Annotated in this window: 22 protein-coding genes; 7 read left to right on the top strand and 15 right to left on the bottom strand. The window is 36.3% G+C overall.

The window, feature by feature from the left end:
• Positions 1-61: 61 nt before the first annotated feature.
• Positions 62-700: a T9SS type A sorting domain-containing protein gene (locus QOL71_RS14600; RefSeq protein ID WP_283417653.1), complete on the bottom strand. Its 639-nt coding sequence runs from the start codon at positions 698-700 to the stop codon at positions 62-64.
• Positions 701-831: 131 nt separating this feature from the next.
• Positions 832-2,721: a T9SS type A sorting domain-containing protein gene (locus QOL71_RS14595; protein WP_283417652.1), complete on the bottom strand. Its 1,890-nt coding sequence runs from the start codon at positions 2,719-2,721 to the stop codon at positions 832-834.
• Positions 2,722-2,912: 191 nt separating this feature from the next.
• On the opposite strand from QOL71_RS14595, the gene QOL71_RS14590 reads away from it, so the two are divergent.
• Positions 2,913-4,820 carry a tetratricopeptide repeat-containing sensor histidine kinase gene (locus QOL71_RS14590; protein ID WP_283417651.1) on the top strand — a complete coding sequence of 636 codons (1,908 nt, stop codon included), beginning with the start codon at positions 2,913-2,915 and terminating at the stop codon, positions 4,818-4,820.
• Entirely contained in the window at positions 4,817-5,440 is a 624-nt protein-coding gene (locus QOL71_RS14585) for a response regulator (protein ID WP_283417650.1), read from the top strand. The genes QOL71_RS14590 and QOL71_RS14585 overlap by 4 nt, the downstream gene beginning before the upstream one ends.
• A 253-nt stretch (positions 5,441-5,693) precedes the next feature.
• Here the strand turns inward: QOL71_RS14585 and QOL71_RS14580 are convergent, their stop codons facing one another.
• The 8 genes from QOL71_RS14580 to QOL71_RS14545 form a co-directional block, all read right to left on the bottom strand.
• Positions 5,694-6,077 carry a hypothetical protein gene (locus QOL71_RS14580; protein ID WP_283417649.1) on the bottom strand — a complete coding sequence of 128 codons (384 nt, stop codon included), beginning with the start codon at positions 6,075-6,077 and terminating at the stop codon, positions 5,694-5,696.
• A 13-nt stretch (positions 6,078-6,090) separates the two neighbouring features.
• Positions 6,091-6,642 carry an RNA polymerase sigma factor gene (locus QOL71_RS14575; protein ID WP_283417648.1) on the bottom strand — a complete coding sequence of 184 codons (552 nt, stop codon included), beginning with the start codon at positions 6,640-6,642 and terminating at the stop codon, positions 6,091-6,093.
• Between the two features lie 195 nt (positions 6,643-6,837).
• Positions 6,838-7,413 (bottom strand): acyltransferase, encoded by a 576-nt coding sequence (locus QOL71_RS14570; protein WP_283417647.1) that lies wholly within the window; start codon positions 7,411-7,413, stop codon positions 6,838-6,840.
• A gap of 11 nt (positions 7,414-7,424) precedes the next feature.
• Positions 7,425-8,147: an SDR family oxidoreductase gene (locus QOL71_RS14565; RefSeq protein ID WP_283417646.1), complete on the bottom strand. Its 723-nt coding sequence runs from the start codon at positions 8,145-8,147 to the stop codon at positions 7,425-7,427.
• Entirely contained in the window at positions 8,144-9,358 is a 1,215-nt protein-coding gene (locus tag QOL71_RS14560; RefSeq protein ID WP_283417645.1) for an ANL family adenylate-forming protein, read from the bottom strand. Before QOL71_RS14560 ends, QOL71_RS14565 begins: the two co-directional genes overlap by 4 nt.
• On the bottom strand, positions 9,346-9,576 hold the full coding sequence (locus QOL71_RS14555) for an acyl carrier protein (RefSeq protein ID WP_283417644.1): 231 nt from the start codon (positions 9,574-9,576) through the stop codon (positions 9,346-9,348). Before QOL71_RS14555 ends, QOL71_RS14560 begins: the two co-directional genes overlap by 13 nt.
• 89 nt (positions 9,577-9,665) lie before the next feature.
• Positions 9,666-10,352, bottom strand: coding sequence for a LytR/AlgR family response regulator transcription factor (locus QOL71_RS14550; protein ID WP_283417643.1), 687 nt, complete (start codon positions 10,350-10,352; stop codon positions 9,666-9,668).
• The gene (locus QOL71_RS14545; RefSeq protein WP_283417642.1) at positions 10,345-10,959 is read right to left on the bottom strand and encodes a sensor histidine kinase; all 615 of its coding nucleotides are present in this window, start codon (positions 10,957-10,959) and stop codon (positions 10,345-10,347) included. The genes QOL71_RS14550 and QOL71_RS14545 overlap by 8 nt, the downstream gene beginning before the upstream one ends.
• Positions 10,960-11,517: 558 nt before the next feature.
• Here QOL71_RS14545 and QOL71_RS14540 point away from each other — a divergent pair.
• Together QOL71_RS14540 and QOL71_RS14535 are read left to right on the top strand one after the other, a co-directional pair.
• Positions 11,518-13,620 carry an outer membrane beta-barrel family protein gene (locus tag QOL71_RS14540; RefSeq protein WP_283417641.1) on the top strand — a complete coding sequence of 701 codons (2,103 nt, stop codon included), beginning with the start codon at positions 11,518-11,520 and terminating at the stop codon, positions 13,618-13,620.
• Positions 13,621-13,675: 55 nt separating this feature from the next.
• The gene (locus tag QOL71_RS14535) at positions 13,676-15,811 is read left to right on the top strand and encodes an outer membrane beta-barrel protein (RefSeq protein WP_283417640.1); all 2,136 of its coding nucleotides are present in this window, start codon (positions 13,676-13,678) and stop codon (positions 15,809-15,811) included.
• A 43-nt stretch (positions 15,812-15,854) separates the two neighbouring features.
• Here the strand turns inward: QOL71_RS14535 and QOL71_RS14530 are convergent, their stop codons facing one another.
• From QOL71_RS14530 to QOL71_RS14510, 5 genes are all read right to left on the bottom strand, one after another.
• On the bottom strand, positions 15,855-16,547 hold the full coding sequence (locus tag QOL71_RS14530) for an RluA family pseudouridine synthase (RefSeq protein ID WP_283417639.1): 693 nt from the start codon (positions 16,545-16,547) through the stop codon (positions 15,855-15,857).
• A 16-nt stretch (positions 16,548-16,563) separates the two neighbouring features.
• Positions 16,564-16,992 carry a hypothetical protein gene (locus QOL71_RS14525; protein ID WP_283417638.1) on the bottom strand — a complete coding sequence of 143 codons (429 nt, stop codon included), beginning with the start codon at positions 16,990-16,992 and terminating at the stop codon, positions 16,564-16,566.
• Positions 16,993-17,041: 49 nt separating this feature from the next.
• Entirely contained in the window at positions 17,042-17,815 is a 774-nt protein-coding gene (locus tag QOL71_RS14520) for a carboxylesterase family protein (protein ID WP_283417637.1), read from the bottom strand.
• 146 nt (positions 17,816-17,961) lie between these two features.
• The gene (panB, locus tag QOL71_RS14515; RefSeq protein WP_283417636.1) at positions 17,962-18,777 is read right to left on the bottom strand and encodes a 3-methyl-2-oxobutanoate hydroxymethyltransferase; all 816 of its coding nucleotides are present in this window, start codon (positions 18,775-18,777) and stop codon (positions 17,962-17,964) included.
• A 106-nt stretch (positions 18,778-18,883) separates the two neighbouring features.
• Entirely contained in the window at positions 18,884-19,597 is a 714-nt protein-coding gene (locus QOL71_RS14510) for a Crp/Fnr family transcriptional regulator (protein WP_120212428.1), read from the bottom strand.
• A gap of 95 nt (positions 19,598-19,692) precedes the next feature.
• Between QOL71_RS14510 and QOL71_RS14505 the strand changes: the two genes are divergently transcribed.
• The 3 genes from QOL71_RS14505 to ccoN all read left to right on the top strand — a co-directional run.
• On the top strand, positions 19,693-22,071 hold the full coding sequence (locus tag QOL71_RS14505) for a heavy metal translocating P-type ATPase (protein WP_283417635.1): 2,379 nt from the start codon (positions 19,693-19,695) through the stop codon (positions 22,069-22,071).
• A gap of 112 nt (positions 22,072-22,183) precedes the next feature.
• Positions 22,184-22,375, top strand: coding sequence for a cbb3-type cytochrome oxidase assembly protein CcoS (gene ccoS / locus QOL71_RS14500; RefSeq protein WP_283417634.1), 192 nt, complete (start codon positions 22,184-22,186; stop codon positions 22,373-22,375).
• A 15-nt stretch (positions 22,376-22,390) separates the two neighbouring features.
• The coding region (gene ccoN / locus QOL71_RS14495) for a cytochrome-c oxidase, cbb3-type subunit I (protein ID WP_283417633.1) at positions 22,391-24,195 on the top strand (1,805 nt) is incomplete at its 3' end.

The following is a 24,195-nucleotide window of genomic DNA, read 5'->3' as shown; positions in this document are numbered from 1 at the left end:
GTTTAGATAATATTTTAAAGAACGTTTTTTTAATTCAATCTTAATAGCAATTTCAGGATGTTTATTTTTTAATAAATTTTAAATTTTCCGTACCTTTTACCGATAATATTTTCAGGAAGTAGATACCTTTTAGTAAGCTTTCCACATTGATCCTATCATTTTCAATTTTGAAATTATCAATCAATTTTCCATTCATATCAAATATTTCTGCTTTAATAATTTTAAGATTTTCAGGTTTTTGAATCTTGATGAAATCTGTAATGGGATTTGGATAAATTTTAAATGATTTCCTTTTATCATTTTCCGTAGATAGTGTTATCGGTTCACTCAATTTAACATAAATTTTATCGCCAAATTCATTGCAACACTGGCTATTGACAGTAAGACTTTTATAATCCGGATATGAAGATGTTCCAAAACTGGAGTTATAAGATGAACCAACCGGATTAATAGATGCATAACTTCCCGTTGATTCTACAACCGTACCATGTCCAAAATCGTCATACATTACTTTAAAATGACCGTCAACAGGATAATTATACGGTTGACCATCATTATATCCCGGGCCAAGCAAACAACAATCCCAATCGTAAACAGTTGCATAACGATAAAAAATATTAGATCCATCTAAGGCTTGTATTCCTTGGCTGTAAATAAAATAAGAAGCAATAAAAGCTAAAATTGTAAATGTCTTTTTCATGATATGTTATTTTAAAGTTTGAATATTTTTTAATTTTTTATCATAATCGATATGTGCCTTCTGTAAGCCCTTTGCAAAAATCCCACAAATCCCGGATTGTATAGCATACAGTTAAAATCAACCGCAAGCGTTTATTTTTTTACAATTTTTCGGATTTCGATGTTTCCATCTTCAAAAGTAATTTTAAGTAAATACATTCCTTTCGGATATCGTTCTAATGAAATTTTGTTTCTCGGATTGTTATCGTTCATCACCTGTTTCCCCGAAAGATCAAAAAGTGCCAGCGTTTTTATTTTCTCTTTTGAGGAAATTTGAACAAAATCAGATGCCGGATTGGGAAAAATTTGAAGATTCGTTGTTTCAGGCATTTCGGAAACGGACAAATTTGGATCTATTAAATCAATGATTTTCACAACGTTATTTCCGGTGTCCGCCACATAGAGTTTGTTTGCAGAACTATTCAGATACACGCCTTCAGGTTTGAAAAATCCGCTGCCAATCGTGGTAATGTTGTTTCCGTTCATATCCATTCTTTTAATTGCATTATTTCCGGTATCGGCGATGTACATCACATTATGCACATTATCCACCGCTACGCTGCTTGGCTGGTTGAAATTATTACCGATATTTCCCAAAGCAATGCTAGCTCCTGTCGAGAGATTAATTTTGACAATAACATTGGAAGCATAATCTGCCACATAGGCATATCCGCTGGTATCGAAATCAAATCCTTTCGCATCATTCAACACGCCCAAGTAGGTGTAGGTATATCCGAAAGGGAAGTTTAATTTTCGTCCGACGAGATAAGAATAGTTTCTTTGGGTGTAATAGTCAATCTGACCGTATGACTTCATCATATAAGGATTGGCAAGATTAGTAATATAATTGCCATAAGTATTTCCGGAAGTGTTCACAAATTTGATGACATTATCAGTTGCATCTCCGAAGTAGATGTAATCGGCATTGTTGCTGTACGCTATTCCGGCGAGCGTGTTTGTGGTGTTCCAAATGTTGGATATCTGGTAACCTCCGAAATAAGCGTTGTTCGGAACGATTTTCTTTATCGAATTGTATCCTGTAGCTACATCGTGGTCGCTGACGTATATGTTGTTTCCCGAATCCAGCGTGATGTTTTTCGGCGAATCAAACCGGCTTCCTCTCACAGCGTAAGTATTGTCGGGGTATTTGAAGTTATACACTCTGTATTTGGCATCGGTATCATAAAAGACAAAGCTGGCATTATTCTGTGCTCTTGCTTCTACCGCCATTGGTAAAAACGGTTGTCCGGGATTGTAAACGGGAAGTGACCAATGTGTAATTACGTGTCCGTCAACACTCATAATGACAATATCCGACATACCTCCGATGACCAATCCGAGAAACGGACGAAAATCTACACAGGTGATGCTGGTTCCCGAATTATCCGATATGGTATACGTGGAAAAAATGTTGTCTATTTTTACCACATTATTGTAATTGGGAAAAACAAAATAGCTGTTCCCTGCATTGTCAAAGGTAAAATCGCTTGCATTCGCCACGTTATAAGGCATATTTACCATACCAACAGTGCCGTCAGACAGGCTGATTCTTCCTATTTTATTGCTAAGAGCTGGTGCGGTGTACCAGAGATAAATCCCCAGGAATTCTAAATTGGTAATGGACGTATTGGGATTGGCAAACAGTGTAGGGTTGCCGCCATTGGTTGTCATTTTAAATATTTTGCCCGAGTTGATTCCCGCAATATAGGCAACGTACAAATTGCCGTCGTTATCCAAAGCTATTGCTCCGGGCTTCCCTTTTCCGGCAGAGATTACAGTGGTTTTGTTGGCACCGTCAATTTTCATTATGAGTTCATCTGTAGCGTCGCACACATAGATATTTCCGTCCAAATCCTGCGTAATATCGGTAGCATATGTGAAATTATATCCCAAACCTACAGTGGTAATGTTTTGCCCGAAAACCGTCATCGTAAGCAGCCACGAGCCTAAGATGAAGAATCTAAATATAGTTCTGTTTTTCATAGTAGCATCTATTTTAGAGATTTTATGAAGCAAAGTTTGTAATAATACGGACATTGGACAATCATCCAAAAAGATGATTTTTTCATAATTCTTTAAAAATCATCTTTTTGGATGATGTTTTTGCATCGCTTTAATTTTTAAATTTGTTATAAAATAATCCTGTGAAGTCAATTTGTATTTTTTTAACATTGATGATTTCCATAACCCTTTTTTCACAATCTAAAGCGGGCAGAGATCAGCTGCTTGCAAGATTAAAAACCGCCAAGGAAGACAGCAATAAAGTAAATATACTCATTGCGATTGGCAAATCTTATGAAGAAGAAAATAAGACAACTGCCGAAAAATACTATCTGCTAGCCGGGACTCTGGGTAAAAAAATTGGATATAACAACGGAATGCAGGATTTCTACGCATTTTATCTTGATTTGTACGCCCACCAGGGAAAACCCGAATCGGCACTTCCCATCGCCAAAGAAGCAGTAGCGTGGTTTCAGGAAAATAAAGATTCGTTGGGATTAGCAAAAGCTATTATGAATATTGGCACTGTTTATCTGCAAGCCGGCGATTACGAAAACGCAGCCGCAAATTTCGAAAAAGGAAGAGCTTTGTTTGCCAAGTTGGGAAATACTTTTTTTGAAGGGCAGATTTACGACAGAATGCAGCTGCTTGCCACAGATATGCATCAATACAAAAAAGGTGTAGAGTACGGTTTGAAAGCCGTCCGGAAATTGGAAAATCAAAACAGGCCGCAGCCGCTTTCCTATGCTTATCATAATCTTGCTTACAATTATCTGAAGCTCGGTCAGTTCCCTGAAGCCCGCAAAAATTTTGACAAAGCACTCTCGTATGCTGTAAAAAGCAATGAAAAGCCGGTAGAATTAATGGGTACTCTCAACATCGCCTACATCTATTTATTGGAAGGAAATCTTGATAAAGCGAAGTCTTTTGCGGATAAAGGTCTGGATCTCTCGAAACAATTTGGTTCAGAAGAGGGAATGTCCCACGCCTATTGGGGAATCGGAGAAATATATCTGAATAAAAAAGACTATAAAACCGCCGAAAAGTATGGAGACTCTGCAAATGTTTTAATCAAAAAAAATAATTTCAGAGAACAAAAGCTCAGACAGCTCCTGTTTCAATCCAAATTAGCGTATGCAATGCAGAATCCTGAAAAAGGAAATGAATATTCCAAAGATTATGAGGCTTTTCGGGACAGCTTATTAAATGAGAACCTGCAGAAAATAACTACGGATTTTGAAAAAAAATATGAATCCGCACAAAAAGATTCACAAATCAAAGAGCAGGCGGCCAAATTAAAAAACCGAAGCCTGCTCAATTATATTTTTGCAGCAATGGTAGCAGCTATCCTGTTGATTGCATTTTTAATTTACCGGAACTTAAAGCACCGCCACACCATTCAAAAGCAAAAAATCACCGAGCTTGAAACCGAAAAGCAGCTTGCCGCAACGGAAGCAGTTCTCCGGGGCGAGGAGCAGGAACGCTCTCGTCTTGCCAAAGATTTGCACGACGGTTTGGGCGGAATGCTCAGCGGTGTAAAACTATCATTTAGTGCTATGAAAGAAAATCTTATTATGACTTCTGAAAATGCGGAAGCATTTGAAAGAAGCATTCATCAGCTTGATAACAGCATTAGGGAAATGCGGCGCGTCGCCCACAATATGCTGCCCGAAAATTTGCTGAAATACGGATTGGATAATGCTTTGCGGGAATTTTGCATCGAGCTGGGGCGTACCACTTCCCTGGAAACAAGCTATCAGTCTATAGATATGGAACACCAGCCGTTTTCCCAGGAAATTTCCGTTACAGGCTACCGGGTTGTTCAGGAGCTTGCCAATAATGTACTGAAGCATTCGGGAGCGAAACATCTACTCGTTCAGGCACATTTTTCGGATGAAGAAAAAATGCTGCATATCACCGTTGAAGACGACGGCAAAGGATTTGAAGAAGTAATACTGTCAAGCTCGGAAGGAATCGGCTGGAAAAATATCCGGAACAGAGTACAATTTGTAAAAGGAAAAATCGATTTGAACTCAGGCATCGGAAAAGGAACATCTGTATTAATAGAAATTCCCGTATGATAAATAATATAAGCATTTTTATTGTGGACGACCATTTTATGGTTATCGAAGGTATTCGCTCCATCTTACAGGACGAAGAAAATATCAATTGGCTGGGACATTCTATGAGCGCTTCCTCGTGCATGGATTTTCTGGACAAATACCGTCCGGACGTTATTTTTATGGATATCAGCCTGCCCGATGAAAGCGGAATCGAACTTTGCAGAAAAGTAAAAAAGCAGTACCCGAGAATCAAGATTTTAGGATTAAGCACTTACAATCAGCAGTCCGTCATTCGTGATATGCTCAAAAACGGGGCTTCGGGGTATCTTTTGAAAAATGCTTCCAAAGATGAGCTTACAGATGCTATTGCATCGGTAATGAAAGGGGAAAATTATCTCTGTATGGAAGCTGCGGAATCGCTTCAGAATATTGAAAACACAAATCCTATCATCACAAAGCGGGAAAAAGAAGTTCTCAGCTTAATCTGTAATGGATTCACCAATCCGGAAATTGCCGAAAGGCTTTTCATCAGCCTGCCGACAGCCAATACTCACCGCAAAAGCTTATTACAAAAATTCGGAGCAAAAAATGTCGCTTCTTTGGTGAAAATGGCAGTGGAAGCGAAGGTTTTTCAGTGATTTTTGGAGAATAACTGTAATGAATTCATACTATTAATCCGAATCCTAACCTCAAAAAATCGTTCTGGATTTTCTATATCGATCGAATTAAAAAAAGATAATAAATCTGCAATCGTCAAAACCCACCCAACATGACGGAAAATACCGTGGTAAAACAGGTGTACAGGAACATCATTTCAATAATCCATGGGGATTTAAACTATAAGTGGCTTAATTTTACAAAAAAGCCTCACCAAATGGTGAGACTTTTATTTTACGCTTTATTTTCTTCTGTTTGAGGATTTTCTGGTCTGCAGAATTTGGATTCGAATCTCTGTTTCCACATTTCCTTGAACTTTTCCCGTTCTTCTTCGCTACCACAGAATTGGGTTTCGAATTTCTGCTTCCAGCTTTCTTTCATAGCATCTTGCCCGTCAAAGTGATGTCGTCTCCCGAATTTTTTCTTTCCGTTAAATCCTCCGAATAAAATCTTCGATAAAACCAAAATTCCCAAAGACTGCCAATAATTAATTGCTTTTACACCCAGAACATCAGGCAAAAGGATATTCCAAAGCCATTGGAAAAACCAGACAAATAACCCTATTGCTGCAATGATGCAAGGGATAGCCAACCAAAATTTCTTTTTATTTTTTTTCATTTTATTCTAAATATTAATCGTTCAAATCATTATAAAGACTTTGCAATCTTTTTCGCAGATGTTTTACCGCATATGATTTTCTACTAATGATTGTTTTTATGTTCTCGCCTTCCTCGTCAGCAATTTCCTGTAGCGTTTTATCTTCTAACTCGTTTTGAATGTAAACCCGTTTTTGTTTTTCCGGCAATTCATCCAAAGCTTTCATCAGCTCATTCCAGAACATTTCCTTGAAAACGCCAAGTTCCGGACTATTGCTATCATCAGCCAAAAGAATATCTTTCACATTCAGTTCACCGTCTTCATCCTGATAAACAAAATCTTCCAGAGATTCGCTTTTCTTTTTTCTGTAGCTGTCAATGATTTTGTTTCTGGTAACCGAATACAACCAGGCACCAACATTTTCTAACTCGTTCAAGTTAGTCAACCGGCTGGTCTGAAACCAAACTTCCTGCAGAATATCTTCCGCATCTTCTGTCTTTGCCACTTTAGAATTAATAAAGCGCAAGAGTTGGGAGCCGTAATTTTTTACGACTTCCGTAATCGATGCAGATTTTTTTTCGGCCATTTGCTGTAAAGATAGCGACTCCATATGAATATGACGACGCTGATTTTTTTTTACTTTAAAAATTTTTATTTTTTTCTAAAGTATCATTAAAATATTGAATTACACACAGCCCGGCTTGAGCGGAAATCCTTTTTATTTTTTTGCAAAAAAATAAAAAGATTGGGAGCGGAAGACGGAAATAGCTGCCCAAATAAATTACATCAAAGGCAACCTCATCAACTCGTGTTTTCCAAAGATGATAGAATTGGCAGGAACGTTTCTGGAGATGACACAATTCGCACCAATGATACAGTTATCACCAATTGTTACGCCTTTGAGAATGGTAACATTACTGTAGATTTTAACATTTTTCCCGATGATTATGGGTGCTGTATTGAATTTGGTTTTGTGCCAGATGTATTCTGGTTTTGTATCGAAAGCGTGATCGTGATCATAGAATTTGCAACCTTCAGCAACACAAGTATCATCGCCTAATTCTATTTTATCCAGACAATTAATAGAGATGTAATGACTCAGATCGACATTGTTTCCGAAAATCAATGTTCCGCCGTTTCTGATCCTAATTGCATTATGATCTCTCCAAATCACATTTTTTCCAATCTCGAATTTTGCATTATCATCCAACTCAAAAGTCGTTGCTTTTCCGATTTTAAGATCCGAATGAAGCCTGACTCCGGAATGCGAATTGAGAATGCTGTAAGAATAGAGTTTCTCAATTTTTGCAATCGTTTTGGGAATAATATTAAGAGCTTTATATATTAGATTAATCATAATTTTGTGCTTTATAATGTTCCGGAATCCACAAAAATTTCCTGTCCTGTGATAGATTTTGATTTTTCACTTGCCAAAAATAAAACTGTTTCTGCAACAGATCGCATATCGGTTTCTTTTTTCAAAGCGGTTCTTTTGAAGATTCTGTTTTTGTGATCCTGAGTGAGTTTAGCATTCATCGCAGTTTCCATATAACCCGGAACAACGATATTGGAACGGATCCCACGTTCTCCCCATTCTCTGGAAATATTTTTGGAAAAAGACTGTAAAGCGCCTTTGGAAGAAGCATACATTGACAATCCTTTGTAACCTGTGTGCGCACTGATCGAAGAAATATGAATAATGCTTCCGGAAACCCGGTTATAGATCATGTTTCGAATCGCATATTTCGTCAAAAACATCGGCGAATACAGATTGACATCGAACATTGTTTTCAAGTCCTCGTAATTAAGATTCGTTACAATATCGTCATAAGCCATCGCCGCATTGTTGATTAATACATGAATCGGAATTTGATTTTTGACAAAGTCTTTGAAAACTTCCTGTTTGATTTTTTCCGGATTTGACAAATCGAACGTTTTAAAAAAAAGATTCTCCGGATATTGTTTTTCAAGAGCTTTTAATTCTTCGGATTCTGTTCTGCTAATGCCGTAAACCGTGTGCCCGTTTTCCAGGAACAATTTGCTGATTTCTAAACCCACACCTCTGGAAACTCCCGTTATCAATACATTCATACTATTTTCTTTTTTCCGGTTCTGGTCAATTCTATTTTTTCAACAAAGGTTATCTTTCTCGGAATTTTAAAGTTTTGAATCTTCCCATTCAAGAAAAATCTTACTTCTTCTTCTTTCAATTCGGTATCTGGATGCAATTCGATTTCGCAGCAAATGATATTTCCTAAAACAGCATTTGCTTTCCCGTAAACCCTTACATTTCGGATTTTGGAATGCTGATTCAATTCGTCTTCCACTTCGTAAGGATTCACTTTGTAACCGCCGACATTGATCAGTTCATTCTTCCTGGATGTGAAGCGAAATCTTCTTTGTTCGTCATCAATCCATTCAATCAAATCTCCTGTTGGATAGAAATCATCAACCAAATTAAGTTGCGTGGTTTTTCCAAATAGATCTTTGTGGATATACAATTCGTCATCAACGACTTTTATCCTACCAATATGTTTTTCCTGAACAAAAAATTCATCATTCTGAGAGGAAAACAAAGGTCCTGTTTCTGTTGAACCGTAAACATTGTTGATCCTTGCATTCGGAAACGCTTTTTCGATTTCAGAGATCAGATGAGCATCCGACTTTTCGCCACCAATAGTAATTTTCTTAACCGAATTAAAAGATTCTTCCAACGGCAATAGCAATCTGTAAAAAGTGGGCGTTGACGAAAGATTCGTAATTCTATACTGTTTGATGGAATCAATTATGAAATCTTTTGGCGCTAAAAAAACATTGATTAAAAGATTTTGATTCAATATGGCCTGAAAAAAAACCTGTACACCAGCAACGTGAGTCGGATTAAAAGCAAAACCCCAAACATCATGTTTTCTCTCATCAGAAACATTAATCTTTCTGATCAGATTTTTCAAAGGATGGGTGAATTTTCTTGTAAAACCAGTCGTTCCGGAAGTGAACAATGTAATCTCTGACTGAGAATATCTGATTGAATTGATCAATTCTTCTACCGAGGAAAACTTTTTGGGATTCTCTATTTTGATTAATTGATTGATGTATAATTTGTTTGCCTTGATCTCTTTTTCAGAGATGTCAGAGTCCATCAAAGCGATATTATTTTCATTAACCAACGCAAAAATCCAGTTGAGAAAAAAAGATTTCAGGTTGGGATAGATGTAACAATCTATATAAGTATTTTCGGAATTGATATATTGCAGAATTTCTTCGTATGACAAAGAAAAATTCTGATCTATTAAGAAAAACATTGGAGTTTTTCGTAGATTTCATTAACCGTATTTACCAATCCATTTTCGAATATATCGATTCCAAATTCTTCTTCAATCTTTACGGTAAGTTCTGCTAGATCAAAGGAATCGAAATTAAGGTCTTCTCTAAGTTTTTGTTCGGGGCTGATTGCTGCAACAGGCTCTTCGAATTTATTTTTCTTAATAGAATTAATAATCTCTAATAATTTTTCTACCATCTTTTTGTGTTTACAACGCAAAATTAACAATATTTTCGTCTTATTACAATTAGAATTGGAGAAATTTAGAATATAACAGATGTAAATTATTATTTTTTAATTTTTAGAAAGAATTCGGATTTATAAGTTTCGCCTATCGGGATTTCTTTTCCGGAGTTGAGGAAAACATTTTTCACATCGATTTTCTCTATTTTTTCAAGATTAAGGATGAAAGATTTATGAACTCTGGCAAAGTTTTCAGGTAATTGATTTTCCAGAGATTTTAACGTGTCAAGAACGATATATTCCTGATTTCCTGTATTGATGTTGACGTAATCTTTGATGCTTTCTATATAAAGGATCTCATTGAAATTGATGCGATGCTGCTGACCGGAAGATTTGACAAAGAAATAAGAATCGTTAGAATCCCGATTGACAGCAAAACGTTCCTGGGCTTTCAAAGCGCTTTTTTGGAAACGGTCAAACGAAATCGGTTTCAGAAGATAATCCACAACGTTGTGTTCATAGCCTTCCAAAGCATATTCTGCATAAGCTGTTGTAAGAATATACTTCAGTTTGTTGCCAACGATTTTCATAAAATTAATTCCGGTCAGTTCCGGCATTTGTATATCCAAGAAAATCAAATCGGCTTCTTTTTTCTGAATGTATTCCAAAGCCTCAATCGGATTCTCTGAAGAATAAACCAATTCCAGGAAAGGCATTTTCTCCACATAACTACTTAATAAAGAAACTGCCAGCGGCTCGTCATCGACAACAATACATTTAATTTTATTCATTTCTCAAATCAATTTTCAAATCTACAGAATATTCGGTTTCGGTTTCAATGATATTGAGCTTGTGTTTTTTGGGGTAAAGGATTTCCAGCCTTTTTATTACATTGCCAATTCCAATTCCGGAAAGAGAATCTTTTGATTTCAATTTTTTAAAATTATGAAGGTGAAACTGGAGTTTTTGATTCTCATCAGAAATTTTCAAAGTAAAACCTTTTCCACCAAAATCTCCATGTTTGAAGGCATTTTCAACAAACGGAACCAGCAACATCGGAGAAATATTAAGATTCGGGAAGTTGATTTTTTTATTAATTATTAATAATTCGGGATTTTTAATCCTGAGTTTTTCCAGTTCTATCAGACTTTCAAGATAGCCGACTTCCTTTTCCAAAGAAATAAAATCCTTCTCCAAATCTTTTGTGCTGTAACGCAGCAACTGGCTTAATTCTTCGATCGCAGGAAGGGCTTTTTCTGATTGCTGGTAAACCAAAGAATAGATATTATTAAGTGTATTAAATATAAAATGCGGATTGATCTGGGTTTTCAAAGCCTGAAGTTCCGAGTTCTTTTTTTCTTCTATCAATTGTCTCTTCTCAATTTCTGCTTCGGACATTAATTTAAAAAAACAGAAAACGGTACTTATAAAAATCGTAGTACTGCTGTAATAGATATTATCGTAAAAATAAAATCCAAAACCGGTCCCTTCGGCATAATTCCTTATTCCAAAAAAATAAGGCGAAAAAATCTCTTCTACAAAGTAGCGAATCAACACAAAACAAAAAACACTTAACAGAAAAGCAAGCAATGTCTTAGAAAGATTTTGAATATTAAAGAACTTCGGAATTACAAAAAAATAGTTAACGTAAAAACATATAAAACTTGTAATAGCAAAGGTTATTTTAAAATAATCAACTTTTGTCCCGAATATCAGATAAGGAAATATAAAAGTTCCGAGAATGTATACACACCAATAAAATAGGTGTAGAAATAATAGCTGTTGTTTTTTCATACCCAAATTTAAGCTTCTGAATTTTCTTTAACCAAATCATTTCCGACAAACCTCCTTTTTTCATCGATGAAAAAAGTTTGGTCGGATTAAAATTCTGTAAAATCTAAACACTATTTCATAAAAACATTAGTGAAAATACATTTGCATCAACAAATCAGAATTATGACAACAAAATATCTATTTATCGCCACATTATTTTCCACGCTTACTTTTGCTCAATCTCAGCAAGACAGCCTTAAGCAAATCGAGCAGGTTAATATCCTTGTAAAGAAAAAACTGCTGGAAAGAAAGGCTGACCGGTTAATCTTCAATGTTGATGCGTCCATCGCTTCACAAGGTATGGATGCAGGTGAGACTCTGGCTAATGTTCCAATGCTGAAGGTAGATGAAAATATGGGAACCATTTCAATCATTGGAAAAAGCAATGTCAATGTGATGATCAACGGGAAAATGCTGAATCTCTCTGGAATGGCTCTTCTGAATTACCTGAAATCGATTCGCTCAGAAAATATCTCAAAAATCGAAGTCATCACCACACCGCCGTCAAAATACGAAGCTCAAGGAAACAGTGGACTTATCAATATTATTCTGAAGAAAAACCCGAATCTCGGATTCAGTGGGAATATAAGCACTGGTTTGACACAACGAACTTACTTCAATGGCTACACCAACGGGACACTGAACTACCAAACCGAGAAATTTAGTCTAAGCTTAAAGACCAACTATATCAAAGGTGCAAAACGCTCTAACGAACGCTTTAATATTATTGGACAGTCCCAAAACTACAGCGAATCTACCCGAAAAGATATGTGGGAAGATTTGACACCTAGCTTAAACGCTTCTTATAAAATCAACAAGAACTCAGAAGTTGGGATTGAGTACATTTTTGATAATGGTAAAAACGGAATGAACATACTGAACACCACGAAAAACATCAGCCCGGAATTGGATGAAACTAACTTCATTACCAATACATTTCACAGAGAAAAGTCACCAACACATACTCTTAGCACTTATTATGATTTGAAGTTGGATTCGCTTGGAAAAAAACTGAGTTTAACCGGAAATTTTTACCGCAATGATAATCCAACCGAAGTTAATTTTTCAACCTTGACTTTGCCGCAAAACACCATTCAGGATGTGAAAACATTATCAAAAATAAAACCTCAGATTTTTTCTATTCAGGGTGATTTGGAACTGCCTTTTTCATTCGGAACGATAGAGACTGGTGTGAAATATAATCAGTTCAGGAATTCTGCGGATTTGAAATATCTTACGCTTGAAGATAATCAATATATCATTGATGAAGAAAAAGGAAGTCAGTTTCTGTATAAGGAAGAAAATTATGCCGCCTATGCCAGTTTTGCAAAAACCTTTGGAGAACATTGGGAAACCAAAGCAGGATTGCGTTATGAAAACACGTTGGTGAAAAGTTCTGTCAAAGATTTCACTTATGGACAGTGGTTTCCTTCAGCTTATATATCTTACAAACAGGAAAAAAACGTCTTCAGTTTGTCCTATTCCAGAAGAATCAACCGGCCAAATATGAGCAATCTGAATCCGTTCCGCTGGTACTCTAATCCAAATTCTTACTCTACGGGAAATCCTTTGCTCACGCCGTCTTACATCAACAATTATGAGTTAGGCTATACTTATAACAACAAATTATCAGCAAGCATCTATTACCTCAGACTGAAAAATGCTTTTGGACAAGTTTCTAGTTTGGACCTGGTGTCGCAAACCGGAACTTACCTTAACTATTACAACAATAGTTTTTATGGCGCCAATCTTTCTTATACTGACAGCTTTTTCAAGTTTTGGGAAACATCATTCTCGATGAATTCGAGTTATCAGACTTCAGAAGTCTTTAATATTGAAGCTGATACGTTTGACGGATATTCGGTAAGTTATTCCTGGAACAATACATTTTTTCTCAATAAAAATAAAACGGTTGCCGTATTCCTCAACTATGAACACCAGTTGCCTTACAGAAACGTGGCATATCATTTCAAAAATTTTATGGAGATGAGTTCGGGAATCAAAATTTCATTAATGGAAAAGCAACTTCAAATCAATGCAACTGTGAACAATATTTTCGCGATGCGTTACAAAGCCGATATCTATTTTCGTGACAGCCAGCAAAGCTTCAATAATTATTGGGATGGACGCGCTTTCCGACTTAGTGTGAATTACACATTTGGGAACAAGAAAAAACAAATCCAGAAAAAGGCCATCAATTTTGAAGAAAAAGATAGAGCTCAGTAATCTATTGATGTAACAAATCGGGCTTTCGGGAGTCTAATAAGTTACAAACTAAACTATGAAGTTAAAATCTATTCTTCCAATCTCTGCATTATTTCTAAGTCAAATCTACTTTGCTCAAGAAACACCAAAAAAAGAAACCGGCAACAAAGAAAAAGAAATAGAAGCGGTAAACATTACTAAAACTAAAAAAGCCGTTGAACAAAAAGCAGACAGAACCATCTATGATTTTTCCGAGCAACCACATCTTAACTCCGGAAATACATTAGAAGGTTTACAAAAAATCCCTGGATTGGTAGTTTCCGAGATGGCGGGAATGATTTATCAGGGAAAATCGCTGGACGTTTATATGGACGGTCGTCCGCTGAATATCTACAGCTCGCAACTAACAGCTTATCTGGAAGGACTTCCGGCAAACAGCATCGAGAGAATTGAAATCATTACACAACCTGGAGCAGAATTTCCTGCAACTTCTGGTGGCGCGATTATCAATATTATCACGAGCAAAAATGCAAAATCGTATTTGTCTGCAACTTATGCCGGAGGTTATCGTTTCAGTAATTATGACCATTACAGAAGTAAGTTCAATAATAGTTTAACGCTCAACTCAAAAAATAAATGGTTTGGATGGCAGCTGAATATCGGACAAAATTATAATGAAAGCGAAACAAAATCCACGATTGACGAAATCTCTCGACTTTACAATGATAACGTCAACAGAAATCAATATTTGCGAAGCGCCTTCACATTTGATATCGGGCAAGACCGACTGCTTTTGAATTACAATCTATCGCTGGGTTCTTCGGATCGTTATGTGGATGGTTATTCTCTGTACAAAGGAAAAGAATCTATTGATAAGGACAAAATTGATCAAAGCAATACGAGAAATGAAGTGACGGCGACGTATCAGAAAAAATTTGACGATAAGAACAAAAAACTGGAATTCAAAGGTTCTTATACTAACTTCATTAATGATTTTGCGCAAGCAAGTCTAATTATAAAACCAGATCCAAATGCTTCAGAAAATGGTTCTAATCAGAATGTTTACAATTTCAGAATCGATTATGCACAACCAATTCAAATTTTGGATGAAGGAAAATTGAGCTTAGGTGCTTTCTATGACCAATTGGAATTTTCAGCGGATAATTTTGGCGTAGAAAACTTGGATTACAAGAGTAAAACGACAGCTTTCTATTCCGAAGCCAGTGCAACCAAAGGCAAAATGGATTTTGTTTTAGGACTTCGTGGAGAGTATTACAACATCAATGGGACAAGCTTAGATTTTGAAACTGGGACTTATGATAAATTAAGATCATTTGAAAAATTCAAAGTATTTCCGAATGCGAGTATCCAGTACAACATTATTCCAAAAGTCGCTTTCTTTAATATTAATTATAACAAGAAAATCACATTGCCGAATGTTGCCAATCTGAATCCAAACAACACAAGATACGGAAATGAAAACATCGATTTCTCCGGAAACCCAAATCTTCAACCAACGATTTTCGACAATTTTGAAATAAAATTAAGCGCTTTGAATTACGCATTCATAGGATATAATTTCACGAATACAAAGAATCAGGTTGTTCAAATTGTAAAAAGAGAAGGTGATGCTATCTCTCAAACCAGCGACAATCTTGACCGTTTGAAAACGCATAATTTCAATATCGGATTCCCAATTCCCTTAGCCATTTTCAACACACCGTTCAAAGACATTATGAAAATGGATATGAATCCTGACCAAGTGAGTTTTATTTTCCTTTATGGTTCTTATCAGTTGCAGCAAATGGACCAGATTATCAATCCGAAAGGCTACTGGACATATAATGTTTCCGGACAGTTTATTTTGCCATACAAAGTTAAGTTCAATGCGAATTATACGTATCTTACCAAAGGAAATGAGTTCTTTTATTATCCGAACAAATCATTCTATAACACATTGAATTTATCACTGTCAAGGAAATTCAATAAAGACAGAATGACGTTAACCTTGTTTGCAAATGATGTTTTCAATACCAACGAAACAAATCTGAGAACAACTAACGCACTTCCAAACGTGTACATCAGAAATAAAAATGACACGAGAAACTTTGGACTTTCTTTCAATTATAAAATCCCGACGAAAAATAAGTTAGCGAAAGAATCTCCAAACCTACTTAATCAGGAGAAAAGAGAAGAAACGTCCACTTTATAAAAACTAAAAAAACCGAAAGGAATCTTTCGGTTTTTTTATTAATTTATTCTTCACAAGCTTTCCAGACTGCATCGTTCTGCGGAACTGGCGCTATGATTTGTATATTCTCTTTCGTAACAGGATGTACAAATTCCAATTTCCTGGCGTGAAGAGAAATTCCTCCATCAGAGTTGGAACGTGGCGCGCCGTATTTCAAATCACCTTTGATTGGAATCCCAATTTTGGAAAGCTGTGCTCTGATCTGATGATGTCTTCCTGTTTCCAAATCGACTTCCAATAGAAGATAATTGTCTAAGGTCTTGATCAAATTGTAGGTAAGTATCGATTCTTTTGCGCCTTCAGTTGCTTTGGGATAGACAATCGCCTTATTATTTTTCTCATTCTTTTTGAGGTAATGAATCAATCTCTGCGAATTCGGAATCATTTCTTTACTGACAATCGCCCAATACGTTTTTTTAACCTCGCGATTTTTGACCATCTGAGTCAATCGGGAAAGCGCTTTGGAAGTTTTTGCATAGATAACCAAGCCCGAAGTTGGTCTGTCAATCCTGTGAACCAAACCAAGAAAAACATTGCCTGGTTTTTCATCTCTTTTTTTGATGAAATCTTTAATCAGTTCCAGCAAAGACAAGTCACCGGTTTTGTCGCCCTGAACAAGTTGTCCGGCTTTTTTGATGATGACAAGCATATGATTGTCTTCGTAAACGATTTGAGAATCGTCAAAATATTGACTCATTTTATTTACTAAATAATTACAGTAAGTGTTGCAGCTTTTTCCAGGTTTCTGGGTCATAAAGACCTTGACTTTTCAGATAATCTGCAATTTCTCTCAAGTCACTAATCAACTCAATGGAAACCGGAATTTCCTTTAATTCATTATGGGAAATTATTTCCTGCATCTCTTTCAGTTTTTTCAACAGCTTTTCCATTTGATTGAATTTTTCTTGTCTTGCCGCCAAAGTATCAATTGTAAAGTTTTCTATTCTTTCAACCAAATCATCCAATTCCTGCAAATCCTGCACGGCTTCGAAATCGTCATTTTCGATAGCCAGTTTCTGCATATAACTTTTATATTCGAGAATCAGAGCCGGCGCTTCAGTAATGGGACAATCGGCAATCCATTCTTCGAATTCTAGCTCATCGTTATCCAGAAAACGTTGTATTTCTTCTTGGTAATTCATCAAAATTGTGTTTTAAAATTTCCTATTAAAATTAATAAAAAATTTTAAACTATCGATGTTGTTGCAGAAGCCACTTCGGTATTTCGTCCACAAGTTCTGCCGAAAGGATATTGTTATGATATTTGTCTTTATATTCCCAAAGAAAAACTTGACCTTTAGATTTCATTTCCTCAAAAAATTTGAAATTGCTTTGAGGAAAATTATCCGTGTCTAAACTTCCGTGAACAATCCAAATCGGCATTGTGAGAAGTTCATCTATTTTATCAAATTGAGAAATTCCGGAAACATTAATTGCAGCGGCAAATAAGTCAGGTCTTTTGGAAATCGCATTGGAAGTCGTCGCGCCTCCCATAGAAAATCCCATGACATAGATTCTGTTACGGTCAATATTTTCATTAATGACTAAAGAATCAATGGACTTCAAAACCAAATCCAAATACTCATTAGACTCAGAAACTTTGACATTTCTGCTTTCATCGAGATGATAATTGGATGAACGAATTGGGAATTGTGGTGCTAAAACATAAACCGGATATTGTTCTCTGTTTTCGGGAAGAAGCCACATTTTGGACAAAACGCCCATTTGAGAAGTATTATTTGTACCAATTGCACCAGAACCGTGAAATACCAAAACCAATGGATATTTCTTATTCTGTCCAACTTTTTTTGGTTTTAGAAAACGATAATTCACAACTACTTTTCCGTTATCAAATTTTCCGGGTTTGAAATCCGAATAATCTAAGCTTTTGATATATTTGATTCTGGCCAAAGATTGTAAAGAGTCGGCTTTATCAAGAATTTCAGTCTTAGTTCCATATTTCATTTTCTGCGAAGTGCATGAAAATAAAAATAAAACAGAAAATAGAATTGTAAAAATTTTAGAAATCATTCTTTATTATTTTAACCACAAAAGTCACAAAAGAAATGTTCATTAAATCTTTTGTGACTTTTGTGGTTTATTCTTAAAGTTTAATAACTTTCCTTGTCATTTGGAAAATCAGAACTTTTCACATCTTTTACATACTGAGAAACTGCTCCCGTAATTTCAGAGTACAAATCCAAATACCTTCTTAAGAATTTTGGAGAAAAACCTTGATTCATCCCAACCATATCGTGATAAACCAAAACCTGTCCATCGCAATCTGGTCCGGCTCCGATTCCGATAGTCGGGATAGAAATGCTTTCCGATGCTTTTTTAGCAAGCGTTGCAGGAATTTTTTCCAAAACAACAGCAAAACATCCTAATTCTTCCAACAATTTGCAGTCAGAAATCAATTTTTCAGCTTCCGCTTCTTCCTTTGCTCTTACTTTATAAGTCCCGAATTGATAGATACTTTGTGGTGTCAAACCAAGATGTCCGCAAACAGGGATTCCTGCGTTCACTATTTTTCTGATGGAATCTTCAATTTCTTTTCCACCTTCGATTTTGATGGCGTGTGCGCCACCTTCTTTCATCATTCTCACTGCAGAATCCAAGGCCTTTTCAGGATTACTTTGATACGTTCCGAAAGGCAAATCTGCCACAACCAAAGCTCTTTCTACACCACGAACAACGCATTGTGTATGATAAATCATTTGGTCAAGTGTAATTGGCAAAGTCGTTTCGTGGCCAGCCATAACGTTTGCCGCAGAATCTCCAATTAATATAGAATCCACACCGCCTGCGTCCACCATTTTCGCTGTTGTAAAATCATAAGCCGTCAGCATTGTAATCTTTTCCTTATCGAATTTCATTTTTCGTAAGGTTTCAGTCGTGATTTTTTTAATTTCAGAATGTACAGACATAGGAATTATAAGTGATAAATTATTAATGATAATTGATCATTAATAACGATTGATATTGTAGAATTGATCAGTTTATGAAAACGATGGAATGAAAATCACTTATCATCTATACAACGACGTGACCAAGCTTGATTAATTTTTCTCTGTTTAGGATTTTGATGTTTCTTCCTTCAACAACAATCAAGTCATCTTGTTTGAATTCGGAAATCAATCGGATGGCACTTTCGGTCGCAGTTCCAATAAGGTTGGCGATTTCTTCTCTGGTTAAAGAGATTTTGATGAAACCTTCCGGGTCAGTTCCCAGTTTTTGTTCTAACAAAATTAAAATTTCCGCCAATCTTTCTCTCACTGTTTTTTGAGCAAGGAAAGTGACTGTGTTTGCAGATTCGCCCAATTCATAAGCAATTTTCTGAAGCATTGCGTAAGATAATTTTGGATCAACTTCTAACAGCTTCAAGAAAATATCAGACGGTAAAAACTGAACTTTCATTGGTGTCATTGCTTCCGCTTTGGCCTGGAAATTTTCTCCGCAAAGCAAAGAACGGTAGCCTATCAAATCGTTTTCTTTACAGAATCTCAGAATCTGGTCTTTACCATAAACGCCTGATTTTGACAATTTTGCAGTTCCTTTTTCGATAAAATAAACACCTTTTGGCGATTCGCCGTCTTCGAAAACGACATCACCTTTAGAAAATTCAAGAACTTTGAGCGCATTGCTGTAAACTTCAAAATCTTCCGGAGTAAGACTTTCACGCAAAGATTCTTTGTTAAATGCTTTTGAGAAGTTTTCTTCTATAACCAATTGTTGTTCAAGAGACATACCTATGACATTTGTCAGCAAAAATAAGACTTTTTAACACTACATACCAAGATTTTTGACGTAATTTTGCAATCCAAATATCTGAGTATTTTTTAATGGCAGAACAATGCTTTCACTGCGGTCAGAAAATCGACAAGGAAAGACTTCTTTTCGATGAGAAAATCTTTTGCTGCAACGGTTGTCAATCGGTTTACGAAATCCTGAACGTTCACAATCTCGACAATTTTTACAATATCAATAAAAATTCCGGAATCCGGCCAAGCAATGAGAACAATGCTCAGTTTGATTACCTTGACTCGCCCGAAATTTTCACCAGAGTTGTCGATTTTTCCGAAGGCGGAACAACGCTGGTAACTTTCAAAATTCCTGTAATCCATTGCTCTTCCTGTATCTGGTTATTGGAAAGCCTTCACACCATCAATAACAAAATCAAATATTCTCAGGTTAATTTCACAAGAAAGACGGTTCAGATCTCTTTCAAAGAAGACGAAATAAAACTGAGTGAAGTTGCAAAATTCTTGACCAACCTTGGGTATAAACCTGTTATCAACCTGGAAACAGCCGAGAAAAAACAAGATAAGCTCGATAAAAGTTTATTAATCAAATTAGCCGTTGCAGGGTTTGCTTTCGGAAACGGTATGTTTTTTAGTTTCCCGGAATATGTTTCGGGTAACGATGTCTGGTTCCATTCTTTCAAACATTTATTCAGGGTTATTTTATTTTTACTGGCAACTGCTGTGGTATTTTACTCTGCTTCAGATTATTATAAATCAGCTTGGTATGGATTAAAAAATAAAATCATCAACATCGATGTTCCGATTGTTCTGGGAATCTTCGTGCTTTACGGAAGAAGCATCTATGAAGCCGTAACAGATTATGGACCAGGTTACTTCGATACACTTTGCGGATTATTGTTCTTTATGTTGCTTGGAAAAACGTTCCAGAAAAGAACCTACAACTCATTATCTTACGACAGGGATTACAAATCTTTCTATCCTATTGCCGTTACCAAAGTGGATTTTGATGGAAAACAGGAAAATATTTTGTTATCCGATTTGGCTGTTGGCGACAGAATTATGGTTAGAAATCAGGAAATCATTCCAGTCGATTCAATTCTGATTAAAGGTGAAGGAAACATTGACAACAGTTTTATTACCGGAGAATCTGCACACATTTCTAAAAAACCTGGTGACAAAATTTTTGCCGGAGGAAAACAATCAGGCTCGGTTTTAGAATTGGAAGTCATTAAAAGTGTTGACCAAAGTTACCTTACTCAGCTTTGGAATAAAGAAGCGTTCAAGAAGTTCGAAACTGGTCTTGACACAATGACCAACACAATTAGTAAATATTTCACTTTCATCATTTTAGGAATCACTCTGGTTGCCGGAATCTATTGGTCAACTATTGATTTGGAAAAGATGTTTCAAGTGATTTCCGCAATTTTGATTGTAGCTTGTCCATGTGCATTAGCATTGTCTGCACCTTTTACTTTTGGTCATATTATGAGAATCCTGGGTCGAAATAAATTCTATGTGAAAGATACATTAACCATAGAAAGATTGGCTAAAGTTGACACATTAGTTTTTGACAAAACTGGAACAATTACTGAAAATAAGAAAACGAATATCAATTTCATCGGAACTGAAATTGAAGAATTTGATTTGAAAAATATTAAATCCTTACTTAAAAATTCTAATCATCCACTTTCCAAATCGCTTTATGACTTCCTGAAAGTGAATGATGACTATTTTGAAATTGAAGATTTTGAGGAAATTTCCGGAAAAGGTTACCAGGGAAAAGTAAGAGGAATTATTTACAAAATCGGTTCTGCGAATTTCACAGGACAGGAATCTCAGAATCTTGAAACCGCAGTTTATATCAGCAAAAATGGAGAATTTATTGGAAAATTCATCTTCAAAAATGAATACCGAAATCATTTGTCTCAACTTTTCAAAAATCTAAAAAATTATCGAATCAATATTCTGAGTGGCGACAACTCTTCCGAGAAGCCTATCCTGGAAAAACTGATTCCATCAATTTCTGAAATGAAATTCAATCAAAATCCTGAAAACAAACTGGATTTCATCAAAGCGTTACAAGATAAAGGAGAAAAAGTAGCCATGCTTGGTGACGGACTGAACGATGCGGGCGCTCTGAAACAGAGTAATGTCGGGATTGCTATTGCAGATGACAGCAACTCTTTCACTCCTTCTTCCGATGTGATTATGAACGGCGAAAAAATCCCGGAACTGGATAAATTCCTGAAGCTATCAAAAGATGCCATCAAAATTGTAAAATTCACATTCATAATCAGTTTGTGTTATAATGTTGTCGGAGTTGGGTTTGCTGTTTCCGGCCATATGCATCCACTTTTCGCAGCCATTTTTATGCCTCTGAGTTCTGTAACGGTTGTAACATTCACAACACTTTCTACCTGGATCAGAAGTTCAAAATATTTTAAAATAAGTATTTAGAAGCCTCTTATTTAGAGCGATTATAAATTATCCATATTTTGTCCATTCTGACCAAAGTCAGTAATTTTCACTAAATTTGACGACCGTTTTTGCTTTAAATTTGTGAGCTGATATGGAGATTCTCTACTTAATGATTATCTGCAGCGTTTCTTTAGCTGTTATATTCCTGATTATCTTTATAATCGGCGCAAAAAAGGGGCAGTTCGAGGACGATGAATCACCTGCTGTGAGAATTTTATTTGAGGACGAGGTGAAATCAGAAGAGGAGAAAAAAGACACTCCGGAACAAAACAAAAAAGAATAATTGCTATTTGTAGATATGGAAACACAAAAATTTAGTTATGACAACGGGATTGTTCGCGCCTTTCTTATTGCGACAGTCGTTTTCGGTTTAGTAGGTTTTTTATTGGGACTTACGGCTGCGTTGTTGCTATTTTATCCTGAATTACCCGAATTTTTCTTGGGAACAGATGACCCGACAATCAGAACGCTTAGAAGTGAAGGATTACAAGGCCTTGTTAACTCTCAGGGAGCGTTTGGATTTGGCCGTATAAGAATGATGCACACCAGTATGGTGATTTTCGCATTTGTCGGAAACAGCTTTTTCTCAGGATTTTACTACTCAATCCAAAGATTATTGAAGACAAGAATGTGGAGTGATACGCTGTCTTGGATTCATTTTTGGGGATGGCAATTAGTACTCGTAAGTACGATCATCACTTTCTTTATGGGGCTTAACACCTCTAAAGAATACGCAGAGCATGAGTGGCCGATCGATATCCTGATCACTGTAGTTTGGGTTCTGTTTGGTCTTAATATGTTTGCGACTGTAGCGATCCGAAGAGTAAGACATTTGTATGTAGCAATCTGGTTCTATATCGGAACTTGGGTTGCAGTTGCAATGCTCCATATATTCAATAACTTAGAAGTTCCATTATCATTTACAACCTGGAAATCATATTCGGCTTATGCCGGTGTTAAAGATGCTTTAGTGCAATGGTGGTACGGTCATAATGCCGTAGCATTCTTCCTGACGACTCCGGTTCTTGGGATGATGTACTACTTCGTACCAAAAGCTGCTGATAGACCAGTTTTCTCATACAAGTTATCAATTATCCACTTCTGGTCATTAATCTTTGTTTATATCTGGGCAGGCCCTCACCATTTGCAATATACTGCTTTACCAGCTTGGGCTCAGGCTGTAGGAACAGGTTTTTCTATTATGCTGATCGCACCATCTTGGGGAGGTATGCTGAACGGACTTCTTACACTGAGAGGAGCTTGGGATAAAGTAAGAGAAAATCCGGTTCTTAAATTCTTCGTAGTAGCTGTAACTTGTTATGGTATGGCAACTTTCGAAGGACCGCTTTTAGCAACTAAAACTGTAAATAAAGTTGGTCACTTTACGGACTGGGTTATTGGTCACGTACACTTAGGTGCTTTGGGATGGAACGGTTTTATGGCATTTGGTGTCATTTATTACTTAGTTCCGATTTTATGGAGAACCAAACTTTGGTCTGTGAAATTAGCTAACTGGCATTTCTGGTTAGGGACTTTCGGGATTATTTTCTACGCCGTTCCATTGTATATCTCAGGATTCACACAAGGGTTGATGTGGAAACAGTTCAATCCGGATGGGACTTTGGTTTATAAAAACTGGCTGGATACCGTAACGGCAATTCTTCCTTATTTCAAAATGAGATTTGTTGGAGGATTCTTATATTTCTCCGGAGCCATATTAATGGTGGTTAATTTGGTTGCTACGGCAAGAAAAGGTTCTTTCCAAAAAGAAGTTCCTGCGGAAGCTCCAGCTTTGGCCAATGTAAAAAAAGGAAGAAAAGAAGGCGAAACTTTCCACCTTTGGTTAGAAAGAACACCGCTTTACTTATCCATATTATCTTTCATTGTATTAGCTATTGGTGGCGCTTTGGAGATCCTTCCTACGATCTTTGTAAAAGACAACGTCCCTACGATTTCCGCGGTTAAGCCTTATTCTCCATTGGAATTGGAAGGTAGAGACATCTATATAAGAGAAGGATGTAACGCTTGTCACTCACAGATGATCCGTCCTTTCCGTGATGAAGTGGTAAGATTCAACGGGAAAAACGGACAGTACTCTAAAGC

The organism is Epilithonimonas pallida (genome assembly GCF_900182975.1).
Classification (GTDB): Bacteria; Bacteroidota; Bacteroidia; order Flavobacteriales; family Weeksellaceae; genus Epilithonimonas; species Epilithonimonas pallida.
Note: the sequence above shows the minus strand (reverse complement) of the source record. Positions and strands in the feature narration are given on the sequence as shown.

Excerpts from the sequence above, each read along its gene's own strand:
- QOL71_RS14600 (WP_283417653.1), bottom strand. The coding sequence starts at position 700 with ATGAAAAAGACATTTACAATTTTAGCTTTTATTGCTTCTTATTTTATT.
- QOL71_RS14595 (WP_283417652.1), bottom strand. The coding sequence starts at position 2,721 with ATGAAAAACAGAACTATATTTAGATTCTTCATCTTAGGCTCGTGGCTG.
- QOL71_RS14590 (WP_283417651.1), top strand. The coding sequence starts at position 2,913 with ATGATTTCCATAACCCTTTTTTCACAATCTAAAGCGGGCAGAGATCAG.
- QOL71_RS14585 (WP_283417650.1), top strand. The coding sequence starts at position 4,817 with ATGATAAATAATATAAGCATTTTTATTGTGGACGACCATTTTATGGTT.
- QOL71_RS14580 (WP_283417649.1), bottom strand. The coding sequence starts at position 6,077 with ATGAAAAAAAATAAAAAGAAATTTTGGTTGGCTATCCCTTGCATCATT.
- QOL71_RS14575 (WP_283417648.1), bottom strand. The coding sequence starts at position 6,642 with ATGGCCGAAAAAAAATCTGCATCGATTACGGAAGTCGTAAAAAATTAC.
- QOL71_RS14570 (WP_283417647.1), bottom strand. The coding sequence starts at position 7,413 with ATGATTAATCTAATATATAAAGCTCTTAATATTATTCCCAAAACGATT.
- QOL71_RS14565 (WP_283417646.1), bottom strand. The coding sequence starts at position 8,147 with ATGAATGTATTGATAACGGGAGTTTCCAGAGGTGTGGGTTTAGAAATC.
- QOL71_RS14560 (WP_283417645.1), bottom strand. The coding sequence starts at position 9,358 with ATGTTTTTCTTAATAGATCAGAATTTTTCTTTGTCATACGAAGAAATT.
- QOL71_RS14555 (WP_283417644.1), bottom strand. The coding sequence starts at position 9,576 with ATGGTAGAAAAATTATTAGAGATTATTAATTCTATTAAGAAAAATAAA.
- QOL71_RS14550 (WP_283417643.1), bottom strand. The coding sequence starts at position 10,352 with ATGAATAAAATTAAATGTATTGTTGTCGATGACGAGCCGCTGGCAGTT.
- QOL71_RS14545 (WP_283417642.1), bottom strand. The coding sequence starts at position 10,959 with ATGTCCGAAGCAGAAATTGAGAAGAGACAATTGATAGAAGAAAAAAAG.
- QOL71_RS14540 (WP_283417641.1), top strand. The coding sequence starts at position 11,518 with ATGACAACAAAATATCTATTTATCGCCACATTATTTTCCACGCTTACT.
- QOL71_RS14535 (WP_283417640.1), top strand. The coding sequence starts at position 13,676 with ATGAAGTTAAAATCTATTCTTCCAATCTCTGCATTATTTCTAAGTCAA.
- QOL71_RS14530 (WP_283417639.1), bottom strand. The coding sequence starts at position 16,547 with ATGAGTCAATATTTTGACGATTCTCAAATCGTTTACGAAGACAATCAT.
- QOL71_RS14525 (WP_283417638.1), bottom strand. The coding sequence starts at position 16,992 with ATGAATTACCAAGAAGAAATACAACGTTTTCTGGATAACGATGAGCTA.
- QOL71_RS14520 (WP_283417637.1), bottom strand. The coding sequence starts at position 17,815 with ATGAAATATGGAACTAAGACTGAAATTCTTGATAAAGCCGACTCTTTA.
- panB (WP_283417636.1), bottom strand. The coding sequence starts at position 18,777 with ATGTCTGTACATTCTGAAATTAAAAAAATCACGACTGAAACCTTACGA.
- QOL71_RS14510 (WP_120212428.1), bottom strand. The coding sequence starts at position 19,597 with ATGTCTCTTGAACAACAATTGGTTATAGAAGAAAACTTCTCAAAAGCA.
- QOL71_RS14505 (WP_283417635.1), top strand. The coding sequence starts at position 19,693 with ATGGCAGAACAATGCTTTCACTGCGGTCAGAAAATCGACAAGGAAAGA.
- ccoS (WP_283417634.1), top strand. The coding sequence starts at position 22,184 with ATGGAGATTCTCTACTTAATGATTATCTGCAGCGTTTCTTTAGCTGTT.